This is a genomic window from Streptomyces sp. CB03238, assembly GCF_002099185.1.
Lineage (GTDB): Bacteria > Actinomycetota > Actinomycetes > Streptomycetales > Streptomycetaceae > Streptomyces.
Genome location: NZ_NBCN01000001.1, coordinates 543,614 through 565,839, shown reverse-complemented (window position 1 = coordinate 565,839; position 22,226 = coordinate 543,614). Strand labels below are relative to the sequence as shown.

Annotated in this window: 17 protein-coding genes and 3 tRNA genes; 7 read left to right on the top strand and 13 right to left on the bottom strand. The window is 72.3% G+C overall.

The window, feature by feature from the left end; genetic code table 11:
* Nucleotides 1–128: 128 nt before the first annotated feature.
* The 3 genes from BKD26_RS02545 to BKD26_RS02535 form a co-directional block, all read right to left on the bottom strand.
* Nucleotides 129–202: transfer RNA gene (locus tag BKD26_RS02545), tRNA-Ile, on the bottom strand.
* A gap of 185 nt (nt 203–387) precedes the next feature.
* Nucleotides 388–460 (bottom strand) — tRNA-Asn (locus tag BKD26_RS02540).
* 5 nt (nt 461–465) lie between these two features.
* Nucleotides 466–538, bottom strand: a tRNA-Asn gene (locus BKD26_RS02535).
* A 171-nt stretch (nt 539–709) separates the two neighbouring features.
* On the opposite strand from BKD26_RS02535, the gene BKD26_RS02530 reads away from it, so the two are divergent.
* The 4 genes from BKD26_RS02530 to BKD26_RS02515 all read left to right on the top strand — a co-directional run bounded on the left by BKD26_RS02530 (nt 710) and on the right by BKD26_RS02515 (nt 6,213).
* Nucleotides 710–1,012 (top strand): hypothetical protein, encoded by a 303-nt coding sequence (locus BKD26_RS02530; RefSeq protein ID WP_084895195.1) that lies wholly within the window; start codon nt 710–712, stop codon nt 1,010–1,012.
* Between the two features lie 21 nt (nt 1,013–1,033).
* Nucleotides 1,034–2,476: an FGGY family carbohydrate kinase gene (locus BKD26_RS02525; protein ID WP_084895193.1), complete on the top strand. Its 1,443-nt coding sequence runs from the start codon at nt 1,034–1,036 to the stop codon at nt 2,474–2,476.
* A gap of 66 nt (nt 2,477–2,542) precedes the next feature.
* Nucleotides 2,543–4,276 (top strand): ABC transporter ATP-binding protein, encoded by a 1,734-nt coding sequence (locus tag BKD26_RS02520; protein ID WP_084895191.1) that lies wholly within the window; start codon nt 2,543–2,545, stop codon nt 4,274–4,276.
* Nucleotides 4,276–6,213, top strand: a complete 1,938-nt coding sequence (locus BKD26_RS02515) for an ABC transporter ATP-binding protein (protein WP_084895189.1) — start codon at nt 4,276–4,278, stop codon at nt 6,211–6,213. The genes BKD26_RS02520 and BKD26_RS02515 overlap by 1 nt, the downstream gene beginning before the upstream one ends.
* Here BKD26_RS02515 and BKD26_RS02510 read toward each other — a convergent pair whose 3' ends face one another.
* The 6 genes from BKD26_RS02510 to BKD26_RS02485 all read right to left on the bottom strand — a co-directional run bounded on the left by BKD26_RS02510 (nt 6,214) and on the right by BKD26_RS02485 (nt 14,231).
* Entirely contained in the window at nt 6,214–7,449 is a 1,236-nt protein-coding gene (locus BKD26_RS02510) for an RNA polymerase sigma factor (protein WP_084895357.1), read from the bottom strand.
* A gap of 484 nt (nt 7,450–7,933) precedes the next feature.
* Nucleotides 7,934–9,841, bottom strand: coding sequence for a DNA primase (gene dnaG, locus BKD26_RS02505; protein WP_084895187.1), 1,908 nt, complete (start codon nt 9,839–9,841; stop codon nt 7,934–7,936).
* Between the two features lie 10 nt (nt 9,842–9,851).
* The gene (locus BKD26_RS02500) at nt 9,852–11,120 is read right to left on the bottom strand and encodes an FAD-dependent oxidoreductase (RefSeq protein ID WP_084895185.1); all 1,269 of its coding nucleotides are present in this window, start codon (nt 11,118–11,120) and stop codon (nt 9,852–9,854) included.
* 108 nt (nt 11,121–11,228) lie between these two features.
* Entirely contained in the window at nt 11,229–12,530 is a 1,302-nt protein-coding gene (locus BKD26_RS02495) for a deoxyguanosinetriphosphate triphosphohydrolase (RefSeq protein WP_084895182.1), read from the bottom strand.
* Nucleotides 12,531–12,567: 37 nt separating this feature from the next.
* Entirely contained in the window at nt 12,568–13,446 is an 879-nt protein-coding gene (locus tag BKD26_RS02490) for a sirohydrochlorin chelatase (protein WP_084895180.1), read from the bottom strand.
* Between the two features lie 80 nt (nt 13,447–13,526).
* Entirely contained in the window at nt 13,527–14,231 is a 705-nt protein-coding gene (locus tag BKD26_RS02485; protein ID WP_241518502.1) for a hypothetical protein, read from the bottom strand.
* A gap of 105 nt (nt 14,232–14,336) precedes the next feature.
* On the opposite strand from BKD26_RS02485, the gene BKD26_RS02480 reads away from it, so the two are divergent.
* The 3 genes from BKD26_RS02480 (at nt 14,337) to BKD26_RS02470 (ending at nt 17,953) form a co-directional block, all read left to right on the top strand.
* Nucleotides 14,337–15,050, top strand: coding sequence for an aquaporin (locus tag BKD26_RS02480; protein WP_084895176.1), 714 nt, complete (start codon nt 14,337–14,339; stop codon nt 15,048–15,050).
* A 43-nt stretch (nt 15,051–15,093) separates the two neighbouring features.
* The gene (locus tag BKD26_RS02475; protein ID WP_084895174.1) at nt 15,094–15,774 is read left to right on the top strand and encodes an ElyC/SanA/YdcF family protein; all 681 of its coding nucleotides are present in this window, start codon (nt 15,094–15,096) and stop codon (nt 15,772–15,774) included.
* Between the two features lie 100 nt (nt 15,775–15,874).
* Entirely contained in the window at nt 15,875–17,953 is a 2,079-nt protein-coding gene (locus tag BKD26_RS02470) for a molybdopterin oxidoreductase family protein (RefSeq protein ID WP_084895355.1), read from the top strand.
* Here the strand turns inward: BKD26_RS02470 and BKD26_RS02465 are convergent.
* Genes BKD26_RS02465 through BKD26_RS02450 form a run of 4 tightly spaced genes read right to left on the bottom strand, consistent with a single transcriptional unit; the run spans nt 17,910 to nt 22,224 of the window.
* Nucleotides 17,910–18,314 (bottom strand): gamma-glutamylcyclotransferase family protein, encoded by a 405-nt coding sequence (locus BKD26_RS02465; RefSeq protein WP_084895172.1) that lies wholly within the window; start codon nt 18,312–18,314, stop codon nt 17,910–17,912. The genes BKD26_RS02470 and BKD26_RS02465 overlap by 44 nt on opposite strands.
* Nucleotides 18,311–18,634: a divalent-cation tolerance protein CutA gene (cutA, locus tag BKD26_RS02460; protein ID WP_084895170.1), complete on the bottom strand. Its 324-nt coding sequence runs from the start codon at nt 18,632–18,634 to the stop codon at nt 18,311–18,313. Before cutA ends, BKD26_RS02465 begins: the two co-directional genes overlap by 4 nt.
* Nucleotides 18,635–18,658: 24 nt before the next feature.
* Nucleotides 18,659–20,494 (bottom strand): ABC transporter ATP-binding protein, encoded by a 1,836-nt coding sequence (locus BKD26_RS02455; protein ID WP_084895168.1) that lies wholly within the window; start codon nt 20,492–20,494, stop codon nt 18,659–18,661.
* Entirely contained in the window at nt 20,491–22,224 is a 1,734-nt protein-coding gene (locus BKD26_RS02450; protein WP_084895166.1) for an ABC transporter ATP-binding protein, read from the bottom strand. The genes BKD26_RS02455 and BKD26_RS02450 overlap by 4 nt, the downstream gene beginning before the upstream one ends.
* Nucleotides 22,225–22,226 lie beyond the last annotated feature (2 nt).

Genomic DNA, 22,226 nt, shown 5'->3' with positions numbered 1-22,226 from the left:
GTCCCGTGTCCCCTGTGTGTCCCCTGGATCTTGGTCTGAACGGATGAACGGGGGTCGCCACCCTGGAGTGGTGACCCCCGTTTTCGCGTTTCCGCAGGTAGAAACGGTTCTCTGGGAGAACCTCGGGGTGGGGCGGGTGGGACTCGAACCCACGGCCGACGGATTATGAGTCCGCTGCTCTAACCGGCTGAGCTACCGCCCCTTACGGCGCGTCGCGCACATTTGTGCGCGCCGTCTGCCGCAGCATAGCCGCTCATACGATCTCCTGCTCCGGATGGTCGGCAACGCACGACCATGAGGACTGCCCCGCGCCCGTGATGGTTCCCTCCGGGCCGAAATCGGGGCAAAAAGAAAGGAGAGGGCCCCTGGGGCCCTCTCCCGTCACCGCTCCCCCGGCTGGACTCGAACCAGCAACCCTCCGGTTAACAGCCGAATGCTCTGCCAATTGAGCTACAGGGGATCGCGCTCCCCCGACTGGACTCGAACCAGTAACCTGCCGGTTAACAGCCGGCTGCTCTGCCAATTGAGCTACAGGGGATTGCTGCGTTGCACCGAACGTACCTACCTGGGGCGTCCCGGGCGGCGCTCGCTCGCTGCGACACATACATTAGCGCAAGCAGGGGGGTGCTCCGCCAATCGGTTCGCCTGGGTGATCTCCGGCCCTGACGGGTAGGCGGCCAGCACCGACGCCTACGGAAGGGTGGCAGCCATGCGGTACAAGCTCACGTTCGTCGTTGGACTGGCCCTCGGTTACGTCCTCGGCACCCGTGCCGGGCGCGAACGCTACGAACAGCTGCGCAAGTCCGCGCGCGAGTTCTCCCACAACCCGGCCGTGCGCAACGCGGCCGAGACGGCCGCGCAGACCGGGCGGGAGGTGGCCGGAAAGGCGCTGCACACCGTGAGCGACAAGGTCGGGGACCGGATGCCCGAGTCGGTCGCCGAGCGGGTGCGCTCGCTGAAGGAGCGCAGTCAGGGCGGCGGCGAGGACGAGTGGGGGACCAGTAACACCTAGGGTGCGGCAGAATCTATCCCCATGGGGATAGTCGCCGGGTTGGACAGTTCGTCGGGTTTCACGCGCATCGTCGTCTGTGACACGGAAACGGGTGCGGTGCTGCGGCAGGGATACGCCACGCATCCCATCGAGCCGAAGGCGACCGAGGTCGACCCGCAGGCGTGGCTCCTCTCCCTCGGTGAGGCCGCCTCCGGCGGGCTGCTCGAGGGCGTCCAGGCGATCGGTGTCTCCGCGCAGCAGCACGGGCTGGTGCCGCTGGACCGGCAGGGCGCCCTGGTGCGGCCCGCGCTGGTCGGCAACGACAAGCGGGCCCAGGTGGCCGCCGCCGACCTGGTCGAGGCGTTCGGGGGGCGTCAGGCGTGGGCGGAGGCCGTGGGCTGCGTACCGCAGGCGGCGCAGCCTGTGGCGAAGCTGCGGTGGCTGGCGCGTGCGGAGCCGGAGGCGGCGGCGCGGGTGGCGATGGTGCTCCAGCCGCACGACTGGCTGGTGTGGCAGCTGCTGGGCCGGCCGGTGCGCAGGACCACGGACCGGGGTGCCGCGTCGGGGACGGGCTACTGGTCGGCGGGCACGGGTTCGTACCGGCCGGATCTGGTGGAGCTGGCGCTGGGGCACCAGGCCGCGCTGCCGGAGGTGCTGGGGCCGGCCGAGGCCGCCGGGATGACGCCGGAGGGGCTGCTGATCTCGGCCGGGACCGGCGAGACCATGGCGGCCGCGCTCGGGCTGGGGCTCGGGACCGGTGACGCCGTCGTGTCGCTCGGGGCGTCCGGGTCGGTCATGGCGGTGCACCACGAGGCGCTGGCCGATCCGCGCGGGATGATCACGGCGTTCGCGGATGCGGCGGGGATGCACCTGCCGGTCGTCCACACGTCGAACGCGGTACGGGCGCTGCGCGGGACCGCCGAGATGCTGGGCCTGGACGGGGGCCTGGAGGAGCTGTCGGCGCTGGCGCTGAAGTCGACTCCGGGCGCCTCCGGGCTCGTACTGCTGCCGTATCTGGAGGGTGAGCGCACCCCGCAGCTGCCGCACACGGCCGGGACGCTGAGCGGGCTGCGGCGTGAGTCGATGAAGCCGGAGCACCTGGCGCGGGCGGCGTTCGAGGGCATGCTGTGCTCGCTGGCGGACGCGATGGACGTCCTGCGCGGGCGGGGCGTGGAGGTGCGGCGGGTGTTCCTGCTGGGGGCGGCGGCCGAGCTGCCCGCGGTGCAGGCGATCGCGCCGGCGATCTTCGGCGCGCAGGTCGTCGTACCCCAGCCGGCCGATTACGCGGCGCTGGGTGCGGCACGGCAGGCGGCGTGGGCGCTGGGGGTGTCGCAGGGCGTGCTGTCGCCGCAGACTCCGCCGGCCTGGCAGGGCGCCGCGGCCCAGGTATTCGAGCCGGGCGAGGAGCTCGCGGTGGGGCAGGCGGTCCGTCAGCAGTACGGCGCGACGCGCGAGCAGTTGCACCCCGGAGCCTTCTCTTCGTAGCGGTCGTGCGGCAAAGGACCGGGAAACCGAGTCGTAAGGGCGGGCTCGTGCGGCGATAGTTGAAGCGTGCTCAGACAACTTCTCCGGATCCATCTGGGGCCGTACAAACGGCCCATAGCCCTGCTGGTGGCGCTTCAGCTGTTGCAGACGTGCGCCACCCTCTATTTGCCCACGCTCAACGCGGACATCATTGACAACGGTGTCGTGCGCGGCGACACCGGTTACATCCTGACGTTCGGCGCGCTGATGGTCGCCGTCTCGGTGGTGCAGGTCGTCTGCAACATCGGCGCCGTCTACTACGGGGCGCGCACCGCGGCGGCGCTCGGGCGGGACGTGCGGGCGGCGGTCTTCGACCGGGTGCAGTCGTTCTCGGCGCGGGAGGTGGGGCACTTCGGGGCGCCGTCGCTGATCACCCGGACGACCAATGACGTCCAGCAGGTGCAGATGCTGGTGCTGATGGCGTTCACGCTGATGGTGTCGGCGCCCATCATGTGCGTGGGCGGCGTCATCATGGCGCTCGGGCAGGACGTGCCGCTGTCGGGCGTGCTGCTCGCGGTGGTTCCGGTGCTGGGCATCGCCGTCTCGTTGATCGTGAAGAGGATGCGGCCGCTGTTCCGGACGATGCAGGAGCGGCTGGACACGGTGAACCGGGTGCTGCGCGAGCAGATCACCGGCAACCGGGTGATCCGCGCCTTCGTGAAGGACGCCTACGAGCGGGAGCGGTTCGAGCGCGCCAACGCCGACCTGACCGACGTGTCGATGTCGACCGGCCGGCTGATGGCGCTGATGTTCCCCACCGTGATGACCGTCGTGAACGTCTCCAGCGTCGCCGTGGTCTGGTTCGGCGCGCACCGCATCGACAGCGGCGGGATGGAGATCGGCGCGCTGACGGCGTTCCTGGCTTATCTGATGCAGATCGTGATGGCCGTGATGATGGCCACCTTCATGTTCATGACGGTGCCGCGCGCCGAGGTGTGCGCCGAGCGCATCGAGGAGGTGCTGCGTACGGAGTCCAGCGTGATCCCGCCGCCGGCTCCGGTGCGGGAGCTGCCGCGGCGCGGGCACCTGGAGGTACGGGGCGCGGACTTCCGCTACCCGGGCGCCGAGGAACCGGTGCTGCGCGGGGTCGACCTGGTGGCCCGGCCGGGCGAGACGACCGCGATCATCGGGTCGACGGGCAGCGGCAAGTCGACGCTGCTGGGCCTGGTGCCGCGGCTGTTCGACGTCACGGGCGGCGAGGTGCTCGTCGACGGCGTGGACGTGCGCGAGCTGGACCCGGCGCTGATCGCGCGGACGGTCGGCCTGGTGCCGCAGAAGCCGTACCTGTTCTCGGGGACGGTCGCGACGAACCTGCGGTACGGGAAGCCCGACGCGAGCGACGAGGAGCTGTGGCACGCGCTGGAGGTGGCCCAGGCCGCCGACTTCGTACGGGAGCTGGAGCACGGCCTGGACGCGCCGATCGCGCAGGGCGGGACGAACGTGTCGGGCGGGCAGCGGCAGCGCCTGGCGATCGCGCGGACGCTGGTGCAGCGGCCGGAGATCTACCTGTTCGACGACTCGTTCTCGGCGCTGGACTACACGACGGACGCGCTGCTGCGGGCCGCGCTGTCGCGCGAGACCGCCGGGGCGACCGTGGTGATCGTCGCCCAGCGGGTGTCGACGATCCGTGACGCCGACCGGATCGTGGTCCTCGACGAGGGCCGGGTCGTGGGGACGGGACGCCATCACGAGCTGATGGCGGGCAATGAGACGTACCGGGAGATCGTGCTCTCCCAGCTGACCGAGGCGGAGGCTGCCTGATGGCGGGGCCGGCGGGACGAATGATGGCGGCGGCCGGAGCGGGCCCCGACCAGCGGTCGATGGACTTCAAGGGCTCGGGCAGGCGGCTGCTCGGGCAGCTGAAGCCGGAGAAGGCCACGCTGTGGGCGATGCTGGCGGCCGGGGTGCTGAGCGTGGCGCTGTCGGTGGTCGGCCCGATGATCCTCGGCCGGGCCACCGACCTGATCTTCGCGGGGGTCGTCGGGCGCGAGATGCGGGAGGGGCTGACCAAGGAGCAGGCCCTGGCGGCGCTGCGGGCCGCGGGTGACGGCGGGCTCGCGGACATGCTGTCCGGGGTGGACTTCCGCCCGGGGCAGGGCATCGACTTCGGTGCCGTCGGCGGCGTACTGCTGATCGTTCTGGTGGTGTACATGGCCGCCGGGCTGCTGATGCTGGTGTCGACGCGTATGTCGATCCGGGTGATCAACCGGACCGTGTACCGGCTGCGGGAGGACGTGCAGGCCAAGCTGGAGCGGCTGCCGCTGTCGTACTTCGACCGGGCCAAGCGCGGTGAGGTGCTGAGCCGGGCGACGAACGACATCGACAACATCTCGCAGACCATGCAGCAGACGATGGGCCAGCTGATCAACTCGGCGCTGACCATCGTCGGCGTGCTGGTGATGATGTTCTGGATCTCCCCGCTGCTGGCGCTGGTCGCGCTGGTGACCGTGCCGCTGTCGGTGGTCGTGGCGACGAGGGTCGGCAAGCGGTCGCAGCCGCAGTTCGTGCAGCAGTGGAAGTCGACGGGCCGGCTGAACGCCCACGTCGAGGAGATGTACAGCGGGCACGCGCTGGTGAAGGTGTTCGGGCGGCAGGGCGAGGCGGCGGCCGACTTCCGGGAGCAGAACGAGGCGTTGTACGAGGCCGGGTTCCGGGCACAGTTCAACAGCGGGATCATGCAACCGCTGATGTTCTTCATCTCGAACCTGAACTATGTGCTGGTGGCGGTGGTGGGCGGGCTTCGGGTCGCGTCCGGCTCGCTGTCCATCGGCGACGTACAGGCGTTCATCCAGTACTCGCGGCAGTTCTCCATGCCGCTGACGCAGGTCGCGTCGATGGCGAACCTGGTGCAGTCCGGGGTCGCGTCCGCCGAGCGGATCTTCGAGCTGCTGGACGCGGAGGAGCAGGAGCCGGACACCGCCCCGGTGCCGGGCCGGGTCCTCGAGCCCGCGGGCCGGGTGACGTTGGAGAAGGTGTCGTTCCGCTACGACCCGGACCGGCCGCTCATCGAGAACCTGTCCCTGTCGGTGGAGCCCGGCCAGACGGTCGCGATCGTCGGCCCGACCGGCGCCGGCAAGACCACCCTCGTCAACCTGCTGATGCGGTTCTACGAGGTGACCGGCGGCCGGATCCTGCTGGACGGGGTCAACGTGACGGAGATGACGCGGGACGAGCTGCGGTCCCGGATCGGCATGGTGCTCCAGGACACCTGGCTGTTCGGCGGCACGATCGCGGAGAACATCGCGTACGGCGCCTCACATGACGTCTCGCAGGCGGAGATCGAGGAGGCGGCGCGGGCCGCGCACGCGGACCGGTTCATCCGTACGCTGCCGGACGGGTACGACACCGTCATCGACGACGAGGGCTCGGGCGTCAGCGCCGGCGAGAAGCAGCTCATCACGATCGCCCGGGCGTTCCTGTCGGACCCGGTGATCCTGGTCCTGGACGAGGCGACGAGCTCCGTCGACACCCGTACCGAGGTGCTCATCCAGAAGGCGATGGCCCGGCTCGCCCACGGGCGGACGAGCTTCGTCATCGCGCACCGGCTGTCGACCATCCGGGACGCGGACGTGATCCTGGTGATGGAGAACGGGGCGATCGTCGAACAGGGCTCCCACGAGGAGCTGCTGGCGGCGGAGGGAGCCTACGCCCGCCTGTACGCGTCGCAGTTCGCACAGGCGGTGGCGGAGGTCGACTGATCAGTCCAGGTAGCCGCGCAGCTGGTCCGCGAAGGCGTGGTCCCGCAGCTTGTTGAGGGTCTTGGACTCGATCTGGCGGATGCGTTCCCGCGTCACGCCGAAGATCCGTCCGATCTCCTCCAGGGTGCGGGGCCGGCCGTCGACCAGGCCGTACCGGAGCTGGACGACCTTGCGTTCGCGCTCCCCCAGCGTGGACAGGACGGCCTCCAGGTGCTCGCGCAGCAGGAGGAACGCCGCGGACTCGACGGGGGACGCGGCGTCGCCGTCCTCTATCAGGTCGCCGAGCGCGACGTCGTCCTCCTCGCCGACCGGCGCGTGCAGCGACACCGGCTCCTGCGCGAGGCGCAGCACCTCACCCACCCGCTCGGGCGCGAGGTCCAGGTGGGCGGCGACCTCGTCGTGGGTGGGTTCGTAGCCCCGCTCCTGAAGCATCCGGCGCTGGACCCGTACGACCCGGTTGATCAGCTCGACGACGTGGACCGGGACGCGGATGGTCCGCGCCTGGTCGGCGAGGGCGCGGGACATGGCCTGGCGGATCCACCAGGTGGCGTACGTCGAGAACTTGTAGCCCCGCGCGTAGTCGAATTTCTCGACCGCCCTGATCAGGCCCAGGTTGCCCTCCTGGACGAGGTCCAGCATGGTCAGGCCGCGGCCGACGTAGCGCTTGGCGACGGAGACGACGAGGCGCAGGTTCGCCTCGATGAGGCGGCGCTTGGCCATCCGGCCCATGACGACCAGCCGGTCGAGGTCCAGGGCCAGTTGGGAGTCAAGGTCGGGGGCGCCGGCGAGCTTCTCCTCGGCGAACAGACCGGCTTCCACCCGGCGGGCCAGTTCGACCTCCTCGGCGGCGGTGAGGAGGGGTATCCGGCCGATTTCCCGCAGGTACTGGCGGAACAGGTCGGAGGAGGGCCCGCTGCCGCCCGCCGCCGCGGCCACGCGGCTGGGCGGCGCCGGCTCGGGATCGTCCAGATCCGGCACGGCTTCGGGCACGGCTTCGGGATGGTGCGGCGCAATGCCCTGTCCGGGGACGGCGGTGGCCGTGTCCGGGTCGATGTCGGTCAGGGTCCGGGTCTGCACGAGGGCGACCTCCAGGGTGATCGCTGCCGGGTCGGGGGCGTGCGGCAGCGGGACGGCGGCGGCCGTGCCGCTGTTTTCCGTCCCGTACTCGATGAGCGGATCCGCGGGGGTGAGAGGCCCACCGTCGGTGGACCGACCGCGCTGCGAGGACTCAGGCACCGCCACCCAGTGTGGGGTACGACACATCACCGCCAGTAGGGGCGTGCGGCCACTTTTTGCGACCGCTCGGTGACGGCACGCGGTGGGTGGGCCTGAGCGGCCCCGCTGCGGATTGGCCGGGGCCGGCCCCGGTGGTGCGGTGGCGGGTGCCGGGGCCTGGGCCCGCCCCGGAAGGGGACGCGCAGTGGGGGGTGTTCTGGGCGCAAAACGACTGAGCTTGCGAAGGAGAGCCCAGGACACCCCCCACGGAGCGGACCCCAACGGTGCGCTCCCGCGCCGGGGGAACCCCCGGGCGGCCGGGCGCACCTCGCCGGGACGGCGACCGGCCCGGGGCGAGGCCCGGGGGGCGAGGTCCGGGAGGCGAGGTCCGGGAGGCGAGGTCCGGGGGGCGAGGCCCGGGGCTGAGCCGGACGCCCATGGGCGACCCCCGGCGCGGGGCCGGACGCGGCGCGGGGCGGCGCCGAAAAGGGCGCCCCGCCGGAGGCTAGAGCGCCGCCGCGCCGTGGTTGCGGAGCGACTGGGCGTACTGCTGGAGGACCCACAGCTCGTTCTGGACGGCGGCGAGGTGGGCCGGGTCGCCGTGGGAGCCGAGACGGGTGAGGGTGCCCTGGACGTCGCGGATGCGGCGGTCGACCGCGCGGAGGCGGACCTGGACGAGCTGGTCGCCCGCGTACGTCTCGTCGACGGTGCGTCCGTGGATGACCTCCACGGCCAGCTCCGTGACGAGGGCGCGGACCGTGTCGTCGGGCGCGGCGTCCCGGACCCGCGCCAGGTACTCGCCCGCGTTGTCGATGCCCTGTTCGGCGCCGCCCGCGTCCGCGATGGTCTGGCGGACCGCGGCGTACGGCGGGGCGGTGAACTCGTCGGCGCCGTACGCGTCGAAGGCGGGCGAGACGAGGGCCGGGTACTGGAGGGCGAGCTTGAGCAGCTCGCGCTCGGTGCGGTGGGCCGGGCTGCGCAGGTTCAGCGCGGGGCCGGAAGGCGCGACGGGGGCCTGCGTCGTGGGCGCGGCGGCGGCCGTACGGGGCGCGGGCGTCGCCGGGCCGCGGCCGCCGCGGTCCCTGGCCCAGCGGGCGAACTGGGCGACGCGCTTGACGACGAACTGGGTGTCGAGGATGCCGACCATGCCGGCGAGCTGCACGGCGACCTCGTGCTGCGAGGCGATGTTCTTGATACGGGCGACGATGGGCGCCGCCTCGTCGAGTGCGGCGGCGCGGCCGGCCGGGGTCTCCAGGTCGTACCGGCCCACGATCTGGCGCAGCGCGAACTCGAACAGCGGGGTGCGGGGCTCGACGAGGTCGGCGACCGCGTCGTCGCCCTTGGCGAGGCGCAGGTCGCACGGGTCCATGCCGTCCGGGGCGATGGCGATGTACGTCTCGGCGGCGAACTTCTGGTCGTCCTCGAAGGCCCGCAGCGCGGCCTTCTGGCCGGCGGCGTCGCCGTCGAAGGTGAAGATGACGCGCGCCGAGCCGTTGTCCATCAGCAGCCGGCGGAGGATCTTGATGTGGTCGCTGCCGAAGGCGGTCCCGCAGGTGGCGATGGCGGTGGTGACGCCGGCCAGGTGGCAGGCCATGACGTCGGTGTAGCCCTCGACGACGACGGCCCGGCTGGACTTGGCGATGTCCTTCTTGGCCAGGTCGATGCCGTACAGCACCTGGGACTTCTTGTAGATGGGGGTCTCGGGCGTGTTGAGGTACTTGGGCCCGTTGTCGTCGTCGCGGAGTTTGCGCGCGCCGAAGCCGACGACGTCGCCGCCGACGTCCCGGATGGGCCACATCAGGCGGCCGCGGAAGCGGTCGATGGGGTTGCGGCGGGACTCCTGGGAGAGCCCGGAGACGAGCAGTTCCTTGTCGGTGAAGCCCTTGCCGCGCAGGTAGCGGGTGAGGTGGTCCCAGCCGGCCGGGCTGTAGCCGACGCCGAAGTGCTGGGCGGCGGCCTGGTCGAAGCCGCGCTCGGCGAGGAACTTCCGCCCGATCTCGGCTTCGGCGCTGTCCAGTTGCTCGGCGTAGAACTGGGCGGCGGCCTTGTGGGCCTCGATGAGCCGGATCCGCTCGCCGCGCTGGTGGCCGGGGTTGTACCCGCCCTCCTCGTACCGCAGCGTGATGCCCGCCTTGGCGGCGAGGCGCTCGACCGTCTCCGAGAAGGAGAGGTGGTCGATCTTCATCACGAAGGCGATGGTGTCCCCGCCCTCCTGGCAGCCGAAGCAGTGGAAGAGACCCTTGCTGGGGCTGACCTGGAAGGAGGGGGACTTCTCGTCGTGGAAGGGGCACAGGCCCTTGAGGTTGCCGCCGCCGGCGCTGCGCAGCTGGAGGTACTCGGACACGACGGCGTCGATCGGGACCGCGTCCCGTACCGCCTTCACGTCGTCGTCGTTGATCCTGCCGCCTGCCACGCGCTAAATCTTACGGCCGGGGAAGGACATCCCCGAGCGGCGTCGAGGGATCGGCGAGGGCCTCGGGGTCCACGGGGGTACGGGAACGGACGAGGTCCTGGATGTCCCCTGTGACTTCCCACACATTCACGTTCATCCCGGCCAGCACGCGGCGGTCCTTCAGCCAGAACGCGATGAACTCCCGCTTGCCCACGTCGCCGCGCAGCACGACCTGGTCGTACGAGCCGGGCGGCGCCCAGCCGCTGTACTCCATGCCCAGGTCGTACTGGTCGGAGTAGAAGTACGGGACGCGGTCGTAGGAGACGTCCTGGCCGAGCATGGCGCGGGCGGCGGCGGGGCCGCCGTTGAGGGCGTTGGCCCAGTGTTCGACGCGCAGCCGGGTGTGCAGGAGGGGGTGCTCGGCGGCGGCCACGTCTCCGGCGGCGTAGATGTCGGGGTCGGAGGTGCGCAGCGACGCGTCGACGGCGATGCCGCCGCCGTGGGCGCGGTCGACCAGGGCGAGGCCCGCGTTCTCGGCGAGGGCGGTGCACGGGGCGGCGCCGACGGCGACGAGGAGGGCGTGGGCGGGGTGCTCCTCGCCGTCCTCGGTGCGGGCGGCGAGCACCATGCCGTCCTGGCCGACGATCTCGGTGAGGCGGGCGCCGAAGCGGAAGCGGACTCCGTGCCCGGCGTGCAGGTCGGCGAAGAGCTGGCCGAGCTCGGGGCCGATGACCTGGTGGAGGGGGGTGGGGTCCGGTTCGACGACGGTGACCTCGGCGCCGTATCCGCGCGCGGCGGCGGCGACCTCCAGGCCGATCCAGCCGGCTCCGGCGATGACCAGGTGGCCGTTGTCGCGGCCGAGCGCGGCGAGGGTCCCCTGGAGCAGGTCGGCATGGGCGAGGCGGCGCAGGTGGTGGACGCCGGCGAGGTCGGTGCCGGGGATGTCGAGGCGGCGCGGCTCGGAGCCGGTGGCCAGCAGCAGTTTGTCGTAGCCGATGGTGGTGCCGTCGCCGAGGCGTACCGTCCTGGCGGCGCGGTCGACGGTGGTGACGGGCTGGCCGAGGTGGAGCTCGATGTCCTTCTCCGCGTACCAGGCGGACTCGTGGACGAACGCCTTCTCGCGCGGCTCCTTGCCCGCGAGGTAGCCCTTGGACAGGGGTGGGCGCTCGTAGGGTGGGTCGACCTCGTCACCGATGAGGATCACGCGGCCGGTGAACCCTTCGGAGCGGAGTGTTTCCGCCGCCTTGGCCCCGGCCAGTCCCCCGCCGACGATGACGAAGGTCTGATCTGCGTCGACCACTTCTTGCCTCCTGAAGGTTCCGGGATTGTCACGCTACGCCGCCATCCCCCAGCAGCGTCCCGTACGGAGCGTGATGTTGGAAGAGGACGTCGGACACGGAGCAGGGGCTCAGCGGCGGCTGGTGAGGCGGGAGTGCAGGGTGCGGGCGGAGGCGTCGGTGAGTGAGGCGATCTGGTCGACGATCACCCGCTTGCGGGCCCGGTCGTCGGGCGCCGTGTCGAACAGGGCGCGGAACTGGGGGTCCAGGCCCTCGGGTGCGCGGGCGGTGAGCGCCTCGGCCAGCTCGGCGAGCACGATGCGCTGGTCGGCCCTGAGCGCCTCCTGCTCGGCGCGCTGCATCACGTACCGGTCGGCGACGGCCTTGAGGACCGCGCACTCGGTGCGGGTCTCGCGCGGTACGACCAGTTCGGCGGCGTACCGGGTGAGGCGGCCGGTGCCGTGTGCCCGGCGGGTGGCGGCCTCGGCGGCGAGGCAGAAGCGGCCGATGAGCTGGCTGGTGGCGTCCTTGAGGCGGGCCTGGGCGATGGCTGTTCCGTCGTAGCCGTGCGGCCACCACTCCTGTTCCATGAGCCGGTCGAGGGCGTCGGCCAGCTCCTGGGGGTCGGTGCCGGCGGGGACGTACCGCCCGATGGCGACGCGCCAGATGTCGGCGCGCTCGGGTTCGGCGAGGAGGAGGTTGGGGTCGATGTGCCCGGCGTGGAGGCCGTCCTCGAAGTCGTGCACGGAGTAGGCGACGTCGTCGGACCAGTCCATGACCTGGGCCTCGAAGCAGCGGCCGTGCTCGGGGGCGCCCTGCCGTACCCAGTCGAAGACGGGCAGGTCGTCCTCGTACACCCCGAATTTGGGCGAGTCGGGGTCGGTGGGGTGGCCGCCGCGCGGCCAGGGGTATTTGGTGGCGGCGTCGAGTGCGGCGCGGGTGAGGTTGAGCCCGACGCTGACGAGCTCGCCGGACGCCTCGTCGTGGACGAACCGCTTGGGTTCGATACGGGTGAGCAGGCGCAGCGACTGGGCGTTGCCCTCGAAGCCGCCGCAGTCCTTGGCGAAGTCGTTCAGGGCCTGTTCGCCGTTGTGCCCGAAGGGCGGGTGGCCCATGTCGTGGGAGAGGCAGGCGGCCTCCACGAGGTCGGGGTCGCAGCCGAGGGCGGCGCCCAGCTCGCGGCCGACCTGGGCGCACTCCAGGGAGTGGGTGAGCCGGGTGCGTGGACTGGGGTCCCAGGCGTGGCTGCGGGAGCCAGGGGTGACGACCTGGGTCTTGCCGGCCAGCCGCCGCAGCGCGCCCGAGTGCAGCACGCGTGCGCGGTCCCGCTGGAACGCGGTGCGGCCCGGTCGCTTGTCGGGCTCGGCGGCCCAGCGCTCGGTGGCCGCCTCGTCGTACGTACCGTCCATGCCGTTGCCGTCCATGCCGTTCATGCACTGAAGGTAACCGCAGGGACTGACAGTGAACCGGTCAGGCGGAGACCAGTTGGGAGGAGCCGGCCGGGACGGGGGTGGTGGTGAGGGCCTGGTCGTAGCGGTGGAGCACGAGTCGGGCGAGGGCGGCGTGGGCGCCGAGGGGCGCGGCGGCGAGCCAGGGGGCGGCGGCCGCGCTGCGGGTGGCGAACAGGCCGGGGGCGGTGAAGTAGGAGGCGACGGCTATGCGGTGGCGGCCTCGGGCGGTGAGCGCGCGGACGGCCTCGGGGACGGTGGGCGAGGCGGCGGAGGCGTACGCGGGGACGACGGGCACGCCGCCGAGGCGCTCGCTGAGCAGCCGGGCGGTACGGCGGGTGTCGGCGGCCGAGTCGGGGTCGCGGGATCCGGCGGCGGCGAGGACGACGCCGGCGCCGCGGGTGGTGTGCCAGCCGGCTTCGGTCAGCCGGTCGTGGAGCGCTTCGACGAGCAGGGGGTGGGGGCCGAGCGGGGCGGCGACGCGCACGCGCAGGTGGGGTGCGGTGGCGGCGGCGCCGGGCAGGTCGTGCTTGACGTGGTAGCCGCGGCTGAGGAGGAGGGGTACGAGGACGGCGTCGCCGCCGTCCAGGCCGGCGAGGGTGCGGTCGAGCAGCGGGGCGTTCAGTTCGATGTGGCCGAGCCGGACGGGCAGGCCCGGCCGCAGTTCGCGGACCCGGTCGAGCAGGGCGTTCACGGTGGTGAGCGCGCGGGGGTCGCGGCTGCCGTGGGCGACGGCGACGAGGGTGGGCAGGTGGGGTGTGCTCATGGGCCTGCGCGTTCCGTTCGCTGCGTCGAGGTGGAGACGGGTCAGCTGGGTGCCCAGCTGGGAGGTGATGCGGGTGAGCAGCTGGGCGGTGCTGTCGAAGGGCTGGGGCTCGCGGGGATCGGCCGGCTGCGTCATGAACTGATGGTGACGGGCGGGTGTTGCCGAGTCGTTGCGCGGGGGTGACGGGTGTTTTCCACGGGCTCACCGGAGGGGGCTCAGGTGCGGGAGACCCAGACGCGGAGGGTGCCGGTGGCCGTGAAGCCGTGGCGGAGGGCGGCCGCGAGGTCGTCGCCGTGCTCGTATCCGACGACCGGGGTGCCGGGCCGGACGCGGGCCAGGGCGGCGAGGCAGCCGGGCCAGGGGTCGGTGCCGAAGACGTTGGACACGCCGGTCACGTCGGCGCTGTGGCTGACGACCGCCCCGGCGACGATGCGGCCGTCCGGTGCGCGGCCCGCGAGCACGGTGGTGGCCGGGTCGGTGAGGAGGGCGGGGCGGAAGAGGTCGAGGGGGTCGTCGCCGTCGCTCCAGGCGGTTTCCCAGGCGGCGAGTTCGGCGGCGGTCCGGACGGGCTCCCAGGGTGCGGCGTCCGGGGATTCCCGTAGAGGCGCGCCGGCGGGGCGGTGGATCCACTGGGCGTCGAAGAGGGGCTCGAAGCCGTGCCCGGTGAGGTCGAGGGTGGCGAAGCCGTCCTTGACCGAGCAGCCCGGTGTACGCCGGTCGACGCCGTCCAGCACGTCCGCCGCGGAAGCGTCCGGGGCGAGGGTGACCGCGTCCGGGTAGTACGGCGGCGTCCGGCGCGGGTGTGTCCAGGCGCGGTCGCCGAACGTACCGGCACCCAGGCCGTGGGCGCGGCACAGGGCGGCGCACCACTCGGCGTTGTTGCGGGTGGCTGCCGTGGCCCAGGGGCCGGATGTGGTCACACAGGGCATCGTGCCAGGGCGCGGGGCAGAGAACGATCTCTTTTACCCGCTACATTCTTTTCGAAACGCGGAAGATGTTTTCCGCTGGAAGGAAGTGGGGGTTTCATGGGTGGTACGCAGAGGGAGCTGCCACGCCGCGCTGTCGCGGAACTCGTCGGCACCGGGGCGCTCGTGGCGGTCATCATCGGTTCGGGCATCCAGGCCACCGGCCTCAGCCACGACGTCGGGGTACAGCTACTGGCCAACTCACTGGCCTCGGCGATCGGGCTCGGGCTGCTCATCGCCCTGTTCGCCCCGGTCTCCGGAGCCCACCTCAACCCGGTCGTCACCCTCTCCGTCTGGTGGACCGGGCGGCGCTCCCTGGACGGCCTGACCGGCCGGGAAGTCGCCCTCTACATCACCGCCCAGCTGGCCGGGGCGGTCTCGGGCGCCCTGCTCGCGGGGGCCATGTTCGGGCAGGCCCCCGGCAGCTGGTCCACGCAAGTGCGGTCCGACGGGCACCTGCTGCTCGGCGAGACCGTCGCCACGGCCGGCCTGGTGCTCCTCATCCAGGGCCTGGACCGCATCGGGCGCGCCCAGCTCGCGCCGGTCGCGGTCGCCGCGTACATCGCCGCCGCGATCTGGTTCACCTCCTCCGGCTCGTTCGCGAACCCGGCGGCGACGGTCGGCCGGTCCCTCACCGACTCGTTCACCGGTATCGCGCCCGCCTCGATGCCGGGCTTCATCGCCGCCCAGCTCCTCGGCGGTCTCCTGGGCGCGGGGCTCGCCGCCCTCCTGTACGGGGGCCGGCCGCCGTCGAGATCACACGTGCCGCACTGAACCGGGCGGGCCGCTGCCGCGTCGGAAGAGGCGGAGGTGGGGGATGTCCAAGAGAGGCATACGACGACTGAAGTGGCCGGCGGACCGGCGGGGGAAGCGGCGGCTGGTGCAGGGCGCCATGCTCGGGTGCGTCCTGGCGCTCACGCCCGCGACCTGGATGCACGCCGTCGCCGACAGCCGGCTGCGTACGACGGCGGACGTGCCCGCGCGGGACGTCGCCGTGGTCTTCGGGGCCGGCCTGTGGAAGGGCCGCCCGACCCCGTACCTGGCGCACCGGCTCGACACCGCCGCCGCGCTGTACCGGGACGGCAAGGTCAAGGTCGTCCTGGTCACCGGGGACAACAGCCGCGCCGAGTACGACGAGCCCGACGCCATGCGCGGCTACCTGAGGGAGCGGGGCGTACCGGACGGGCGGATCGTCAGCGACTACGCGGGCTTCGACACGTGGGACTCGTGCGTCCGCGCGAAGAAGATCTTCGGCGTCGACCAGGCGGTGCTGGTGACCCAGGGCTTCCACATCCGCCGCGCGGTCGCGCTCTGCCAGGCGGCGGGCATCGACGCGTACGGCGTCGGGGTCGACGAGCCGCGCGACTCGGTCTGGTACTACGGCGGGGCGCGGGAGCTGGTGGCGGCCGGCAAGGCGGCACTGGACACGGCGCTGAAACCGGATCCTAAGTTCCTGGGCCGGGAGGAGAAGGGCGTGGCGGAGGCACTGGGGCGGTGACACGCCTCACCGGCGGCGCAGGTGGGTGCGGAGCCCGCCGTACCGGGTATGTAATGCGCCGTGTCGGTGGCCGTAACACGCGCGTCGCATGCTCGGGGGCATGCTCACCGCCACCACCGCCACGCACTGCCCGTACTGCGCCCTGCAGTGCGGGATGAACCTCCGGCCCGCCGGCGACGGCGTCGAGGTGGTGGAGCGCGCGGACTTCCCCGTCAACCGGGGTGCCCTGTGCGGTAAGGGACGTACCGCACCCGCAGTGCTCTCCTCCCGGGTCAGGCTGGACGGGCCCCTGGTCCGAAGCCCCGCCACAGGCAGGCTCGAACCCGCCTCCTGGGAGGAGGCCCTGCGTGCCGTCGCCGACGGGCTGCGCGGCACCAGGGAGCAGCACGGGGCCGACGCCGTCGGGGTGTTCGGCGGCGGCGGGCTCACCAATGAGAAGGCGTACACGCTCGGCAAGTTCGCCCGGCTCGTGCTCGGCACCTCGCAGATCGACTACAACGGGCGGTTCTGCATGTCGTCCGCCGCCGCCGCCCACCAGCGGGCCTTCGGGATCGACCGAGGGCTGCCGTTCCCGCTGGAGGACATCCCCCGCACCGGCTGCGTGATCCTCGTCGGGTCGAACCTGGCCGAGACCATGCCCCCGGCGCTGCGCTACCTCACCGAGCTGAAGGAGAACGGCGGCAGGCTCATCGTCGTCGACCCCCGCCGCACCCGCACCGCCGAGCACGCCGACCTCCACCTCACGCCCCGCCCCGGCACCGACCTGGCGCTCGCGCTCGGGCTGCTGCACCTGGTCGTGGCGGAGGGACGGACGGACGGGGAGTTCATCGCGAGCCGTACGACCGGCTGGGAGGACGCCCGCGCCGCCGCCATGTCCCACTGGCCCGCGCTCGTCGAGCGCATCACGGGCGTACCCGTGCCGCAGTTGCGGGAGGCGGTACGCATGTTCTGCGAGCCCGAGAACGCGATGGTGCTGACCGCTCGCGGGCCCGAGCAACAGTCCAAGGGCACCGACACCGTCGGCGCCTGGATCAACCTGTGCCTGGCCACCGGCCGCGCCGGCCGGCCCCTGTCGGGGTACGGCTGCCTGACCGGGCAGGGCAATGGGCAGGGCGGCCGCGAGCACGGGCAGAAGGCCGACCAGCTGCCCGGCTACCGCAAGCTCGACGACCCCGCCGCCCGCGCCCACGTCGCAGGTGTCTGGGGCGTCGACCCCGACACCCTGCCGGGGCCGGGGCGCAGCGCGTACGAACTCCTCGACGCGCTCGGCACCGACATCAAGGCCCTGCTGCTGATGGGCTCCAACCCCGTCGTGTCGGCGCCGCGCGCCGCGCACATCCAGGAGCGGATCGAGTCCCTGGACTTCCTGGCCGTGGCCGACGTCGTCCTGTCGGAGACCGCCGCGCTCGCCGACGTCGTCCTGCCCGTCACCCAGTGGGCGGAGGAGACCGGCACCCTCACCAACCTCGAAGGCCGCGTCCTGCTGCGCCGCCGGGCCGTCACGCCGCCCGAGGGCGTACGCAGCGACCTGGAGGTGATGCACGCGCTCGCCGGGCTGCTCGGGTGGGAGAAGGGCTTCCCCACCGACCCGGAGGAGGTCTTCGACGAGCTGCGCCGCGCCTCGGCCGGCGGCCCCGCCGACTACGCGGGCATCAGCTACCGGCGCATCGCGGAGGAGGACGGCGTCTTCTGGCCGTGCCCCGAGCCCGACCACCCCGGCACGCCCCGGCTGTTCCTGGACCGGTTCGCCACGCCCGACGGGCGGGCGCGGTTCGTACCGGTCACGCACCGGGCGGCGGGCGAGGAGACGGACGAGGAGTACCCGGTGGTCCTGACGACCGGGCGAGTGGTGTCCCAGTACCAGTCGGGCGCCCAGACCCGGCGTGTCGCCGAGCTGAACGCCGCCGCGCCCGGGCCGTTCGTGGAGCTGCACCCGCGCCTGGCCGACCGGCTGGGCGTCGCCGAGGGCGAGCCGGTCGCCGTGGTCTCGCGCCGGGGGCGGGCCGTGGCGCCCGCGCGGATCACCACGGGCATCCGGCCGGACACGGTGTTCATGCCGTTCCACTGGGCGGGGGAAGGCCGGGCGAACACGCTCACCAACCCGGCGCTCGACCCGACCTCCCGGATGCCCGAGTTCAAGGTGTGCGCGGTACGCCTGGAACGCGCCGAGGGCGGCTGAGCCAGTCCCCGCCCGCTATCGGCTCCCCCAGCCGGACGGCGGGCGTAGCGACGTACACCCACGCCCGGACCATCGCCCCGTCCCGTGCCCGCACCACCTCGCACACCTCCCGCTCGTACCCGTGCTCCAGGCGGTCGAGTACGGCGAGGAGCTCCTCGTACCCGCCCGGCGCGGCGCTGATCAGCTCGCCCACCACCTGGCCCGCGCCCCGCACGAGATACGGGTAGCCGGGCCCCTCGTACAGCAGGGCGCCGGTCAGCCGGGCCGATTCCTCCGCCGCCGTACGGCCGCGCAGGAACAGGTCGTGGTTGTACTCGCCGGGGCGCAGCGTCCCGTACACGAAGAACGGCAGTTCCCTCATCGCGCCGACGTCTCCTGCTGGAGCCACGCCAGGTACGCCGCGCTCCCCCGTACCACCGGTGTCGCGATGATCTCGGGCGTGTCGTAGTCGTGCGTCGCGGTGATGTGCGCCTCCAGCGCGCCGTAGCAGGCCTCCGTCGTCTTGAAGAACACCTGCCACTCCTGGCTGGTCTCGATGGCGTTGTTCCAGTGGTAGACGGAGGTGACGGGGCCGGAGACCTGCGCGCAGGCGGCGAGCCGCGCCTCCACCGCGCCACGGGCCAGCTCCTGGGCCTTGTCGGCGCTGTCGGTCGTGGTCAGTACGGTCAGGGCCAGCGTCACGTCTCTCTCCTCCGCCTGTCGTCGTCACGCCACGGCGGCGAACTGCGCCGCGTACAGCCGAGCGTACGCACCCCCGGCCGCCAGCAGCTCGTCGTGCGTACCCTGCTCGACGATCCGGCCCGCCTCCATCACCAGGATCACGTCCGCGTCCCGGATGGTGGAGAGCCGGTGCGCGATCACGAACGACGTCCGGCCCTGGCGGAGGGACGCCATGGCGCGCTGGATCAGCACTTCGGTGCGGGTGTCGACGGAGCTGGTCGCCTCGTCGAGGACGAGGATCGACGGCTCGATAAGGAAGGCCCGGGCGATGGTGAGGAGTTGCTTCTCGCCCGCGCTGAGGCCCTCCCCGCCGTCCTCGATCACCGTGTCGTAGCCGTCGGGGAGCGTACGGATGAACCGGTCGGCGTGGGTGGCCATGGCCGCCTCGACGACCCGCTCGCGCGGCACCTCGCCGGGCACCCCGTACGCGATGTTGTCGGCGATCGTGCCGCCGAACAGCCAGGTGTCCTGGAGGACCATGCCGATGCCGGAGCGCAGTTCGTCGCGCGACATGGTGGAGATGTCGACGCCGTCGAGGAGGATGCGGCCGCCGGTCGTCTCGTAGAACCGCATCAGCAGGTTGACGAGCGTGGTCTTCCCGGCGCCGGTCGGGCCGACGATCGCGACCGTCCGGCCGGGTTCGACCGTGAGCGACAGGTCCTCGATGAGGGGCGTTCCCGGCTCGTAACGGAAGGCGACGTTCTCGAAGGAGACCCGGCCCTCCCGCCTGCGTGGACGTGTCGAAGGGGCCGGTCCCTGGTCCTCCTCCTCCGCGTCCAGCAGGTCGAAGACCCGCTCGGCGGAGGCGACGCCCGACTGGAGGAGGTTGGCCATGGCGGCGACCTGGGTGATGGGGCCGTTGAACTCGTACGAGTACTGGACGAAGGCCTGCACGTCGCCGATGGACAGCGTCCCGGACGCCACCCGCAGCCCGCCGACCACCGCGATCAGTACGTAGTTGAGGTTGCCGACGAAGGTCATCGCGGGCTGGATGAACCCGGAGATGAACTGGGCGCGGAAGCTCGACGCGTACAGCTGCTCGCCCAGCTCGTCGAAGGCGTCGACCGCCTGCTGCTTGCGCCCGAAGACGAGGACTTCGGCGTGGCCGGTGTACATCTCCTCCACGTGGGCGTTGAGCCTGCCGGTGACGGACCACTGCCGGACGAACTGCGGCTGGGCGCGCTTGCCGATGAGGGTGGCGACGAGGACGGAGACGGGAACGGTCGCGAGGGCGATCAGCGCCAGCAGGGGCGAGATCCAGAACATCATGGCCAGCACGCCCACGATGGTGAGCAGGGCCCGCACCATCTGGCCGAAGGCCTGCTGCATGGTCTGGGTGATGTTGTCGATGTCGTTGGTGGCGCGGCTGAGGATCTCGCCGCGCGCCTGCTTGTCGAAGTACGCGAGCGGCAGCCGGGCCAGTTTCGCCTGGGCCCGCTCGCGCAGCCGGTGGCCGGTGCGCTGGACGACGGTCATCGCGAGCCGCAGCTGGACCCAGGTGAGGGCGGCGGACGCGGCGACCACCCCGAGGGCGGCGGCGAGGGCCTGGCCGACGGCCCGGAAGTCGACGCCGGTGGGGCTCGCCGCGCCGGTGACGACGAGGTCGGTGGCGTGGCCGAGGATCTTCGGGGACGTGACGGCCAGGGCGACGGCGGCGGTGCCGGCGGCGAGGACGCCGAGGACGCGGTGGCGTTCGGGGGCGAGGGTCCTGAGGAGCCTGAGCCCGGAGCGGCGGAAGTCCAGGGACCGTTCGAGGGATGGGGGGCTGAGGCCGGGGCCTCGTTGCTCGGTGGCCGGGCCTCGGCGTGCAGGGGCGCTCATGCGGCTTCCTCCTCGGTGAGCTGGGAGAGGACGATCTCCCGGTAGGTGTGGTTGTCCCGCATGAGCTCGTCGTGGGTGCCGGTGCCGACGACCCGGCCCTGGTCGAGGACGACGATCCGGTCGGCGTCGCGGATGGTGGCCACGCGCTGGGCGACGATGACGACGGTCGCGTCGGCGGTCTCGTCCTTCAGGGCGGCGCGCAGCCGGGCGTCGGTGGCGTAGTCGAGGGCGGAGAAGGAGTCGTCGAAGAGGTAGATGCCGGGCCGGGCGGCCAGGACGCGGGCGATGGCGAGGCGCTGGCGCTGCCCGCCGGAGAGGTTGGTGCCGCCCTGGGAGACGGGGGCGTCCAGGCCGTGCTCCAGTTTCCGTACGAAGTCGGCGGCCTGGGCGACCTCCAGGGCGTGCCACAGGTCGCCTTCGGTGGCGTCGGGGTTTCCGTACCGCAGGTTCGTGGCGATCGTGCCCGAGAAGAGGTACGGCTTCTGCGGTACGAGTCCGACGGTGCGGGCCAGCAGGCGCGGGTCGAGGTCGCGGACGTCGACGCCGCCGACGTGGACCTCCCCGCCGGTGGTGTCGAACAGCCGGGGCACCAGGTTGAGCAGGGTCGTCTTGCCGCTGCCGGTGGAGCCGATGACGGCGGTGACGCGACCGGGGCCGGCGGTGAGGTCCACGGCGCGGAGGACGGGTTCCTCGGCGCCGGGGTAGCTGAAGTCGGCGGCGCGGATGTCGAGCCGGCCGGGGCCGCGCAGTTCCCGGACCGGTGCGGGCGGCGGGGCGACGGACGGTTCGGTGTCGAGGACCTCCTGGATGCGTTCGGCGCTGACCTCGGCGCGCGGGGTCTGCATCAGCAGGAACATCGTCATCATCACGGACATCAGGATCTGCATCAGGTAGCCGAGGAAGGCGATCAGCGAACCGGCCTGGAGGGAGCCGGAGTCCAGCCGCAGCCCGCCGAACCAGATGACGGCGACGGTGGCCGCCTCCCACACCAGCAGGACGGTCGGGAACATCAGGGCCATCAGGCGGCCGGAGCGCAAAGCAACAGTCAGCAGCTCGGCGTTGGCGCCGGCGAACCGGTACTGCTCGTGGCGGTCGCGGACGAAGGCGCGGACCACGCGGATGCCGGTGATCTGCTCGCGCATGACGCGGTTGACCTGGTCGATGCGCTCCTGCATGCCCCGGAACATCGGTGGCAGGCGGCGCATGATGAGGCCGACGGCCCCGGCGAGGAGCGGCACGAACAGCACGATCAGCAGCGCGAGCGGCACGTCCTGCCCGACGGCCATGACGATGCCGCCGAGGCACATCAGCGGCGCGGCGACCAGCATGGTCAGGGCGAGGACGGCGAGGGTCTGCACCTGCGTCACGTCGTTGGTGGTGCGGGTGATCAGGGACGCGGCGCCGAAGCGTCCCATCTCGCGTACGGAGAAGTCCTGTACGCGGCGGAAGACGGCGGCGCGCAGGTCGCGGCCGACGCCCATGGCGACGCGGGCGCCGAAGTAGACGGCCGTGGCGGCGGCGAGGATCTGGAGGAGGGTGACGGCGAGCATCAGGCCGCCGGTGGTCAGGACGCGGTCGGTGTCGCCGCGCAGCACGCCGTTGTTGATGATGTCGGCGTTGAGGGTGGGCAGGTAGAGGGTGGCGAGGGACTGGATCAGCTGGAGGAGGACGACCAGCGCGATCGTCCGCCCGTAGGGGCGCAGGTGGGCCCGGAGCAGTCGCAGCAACATGG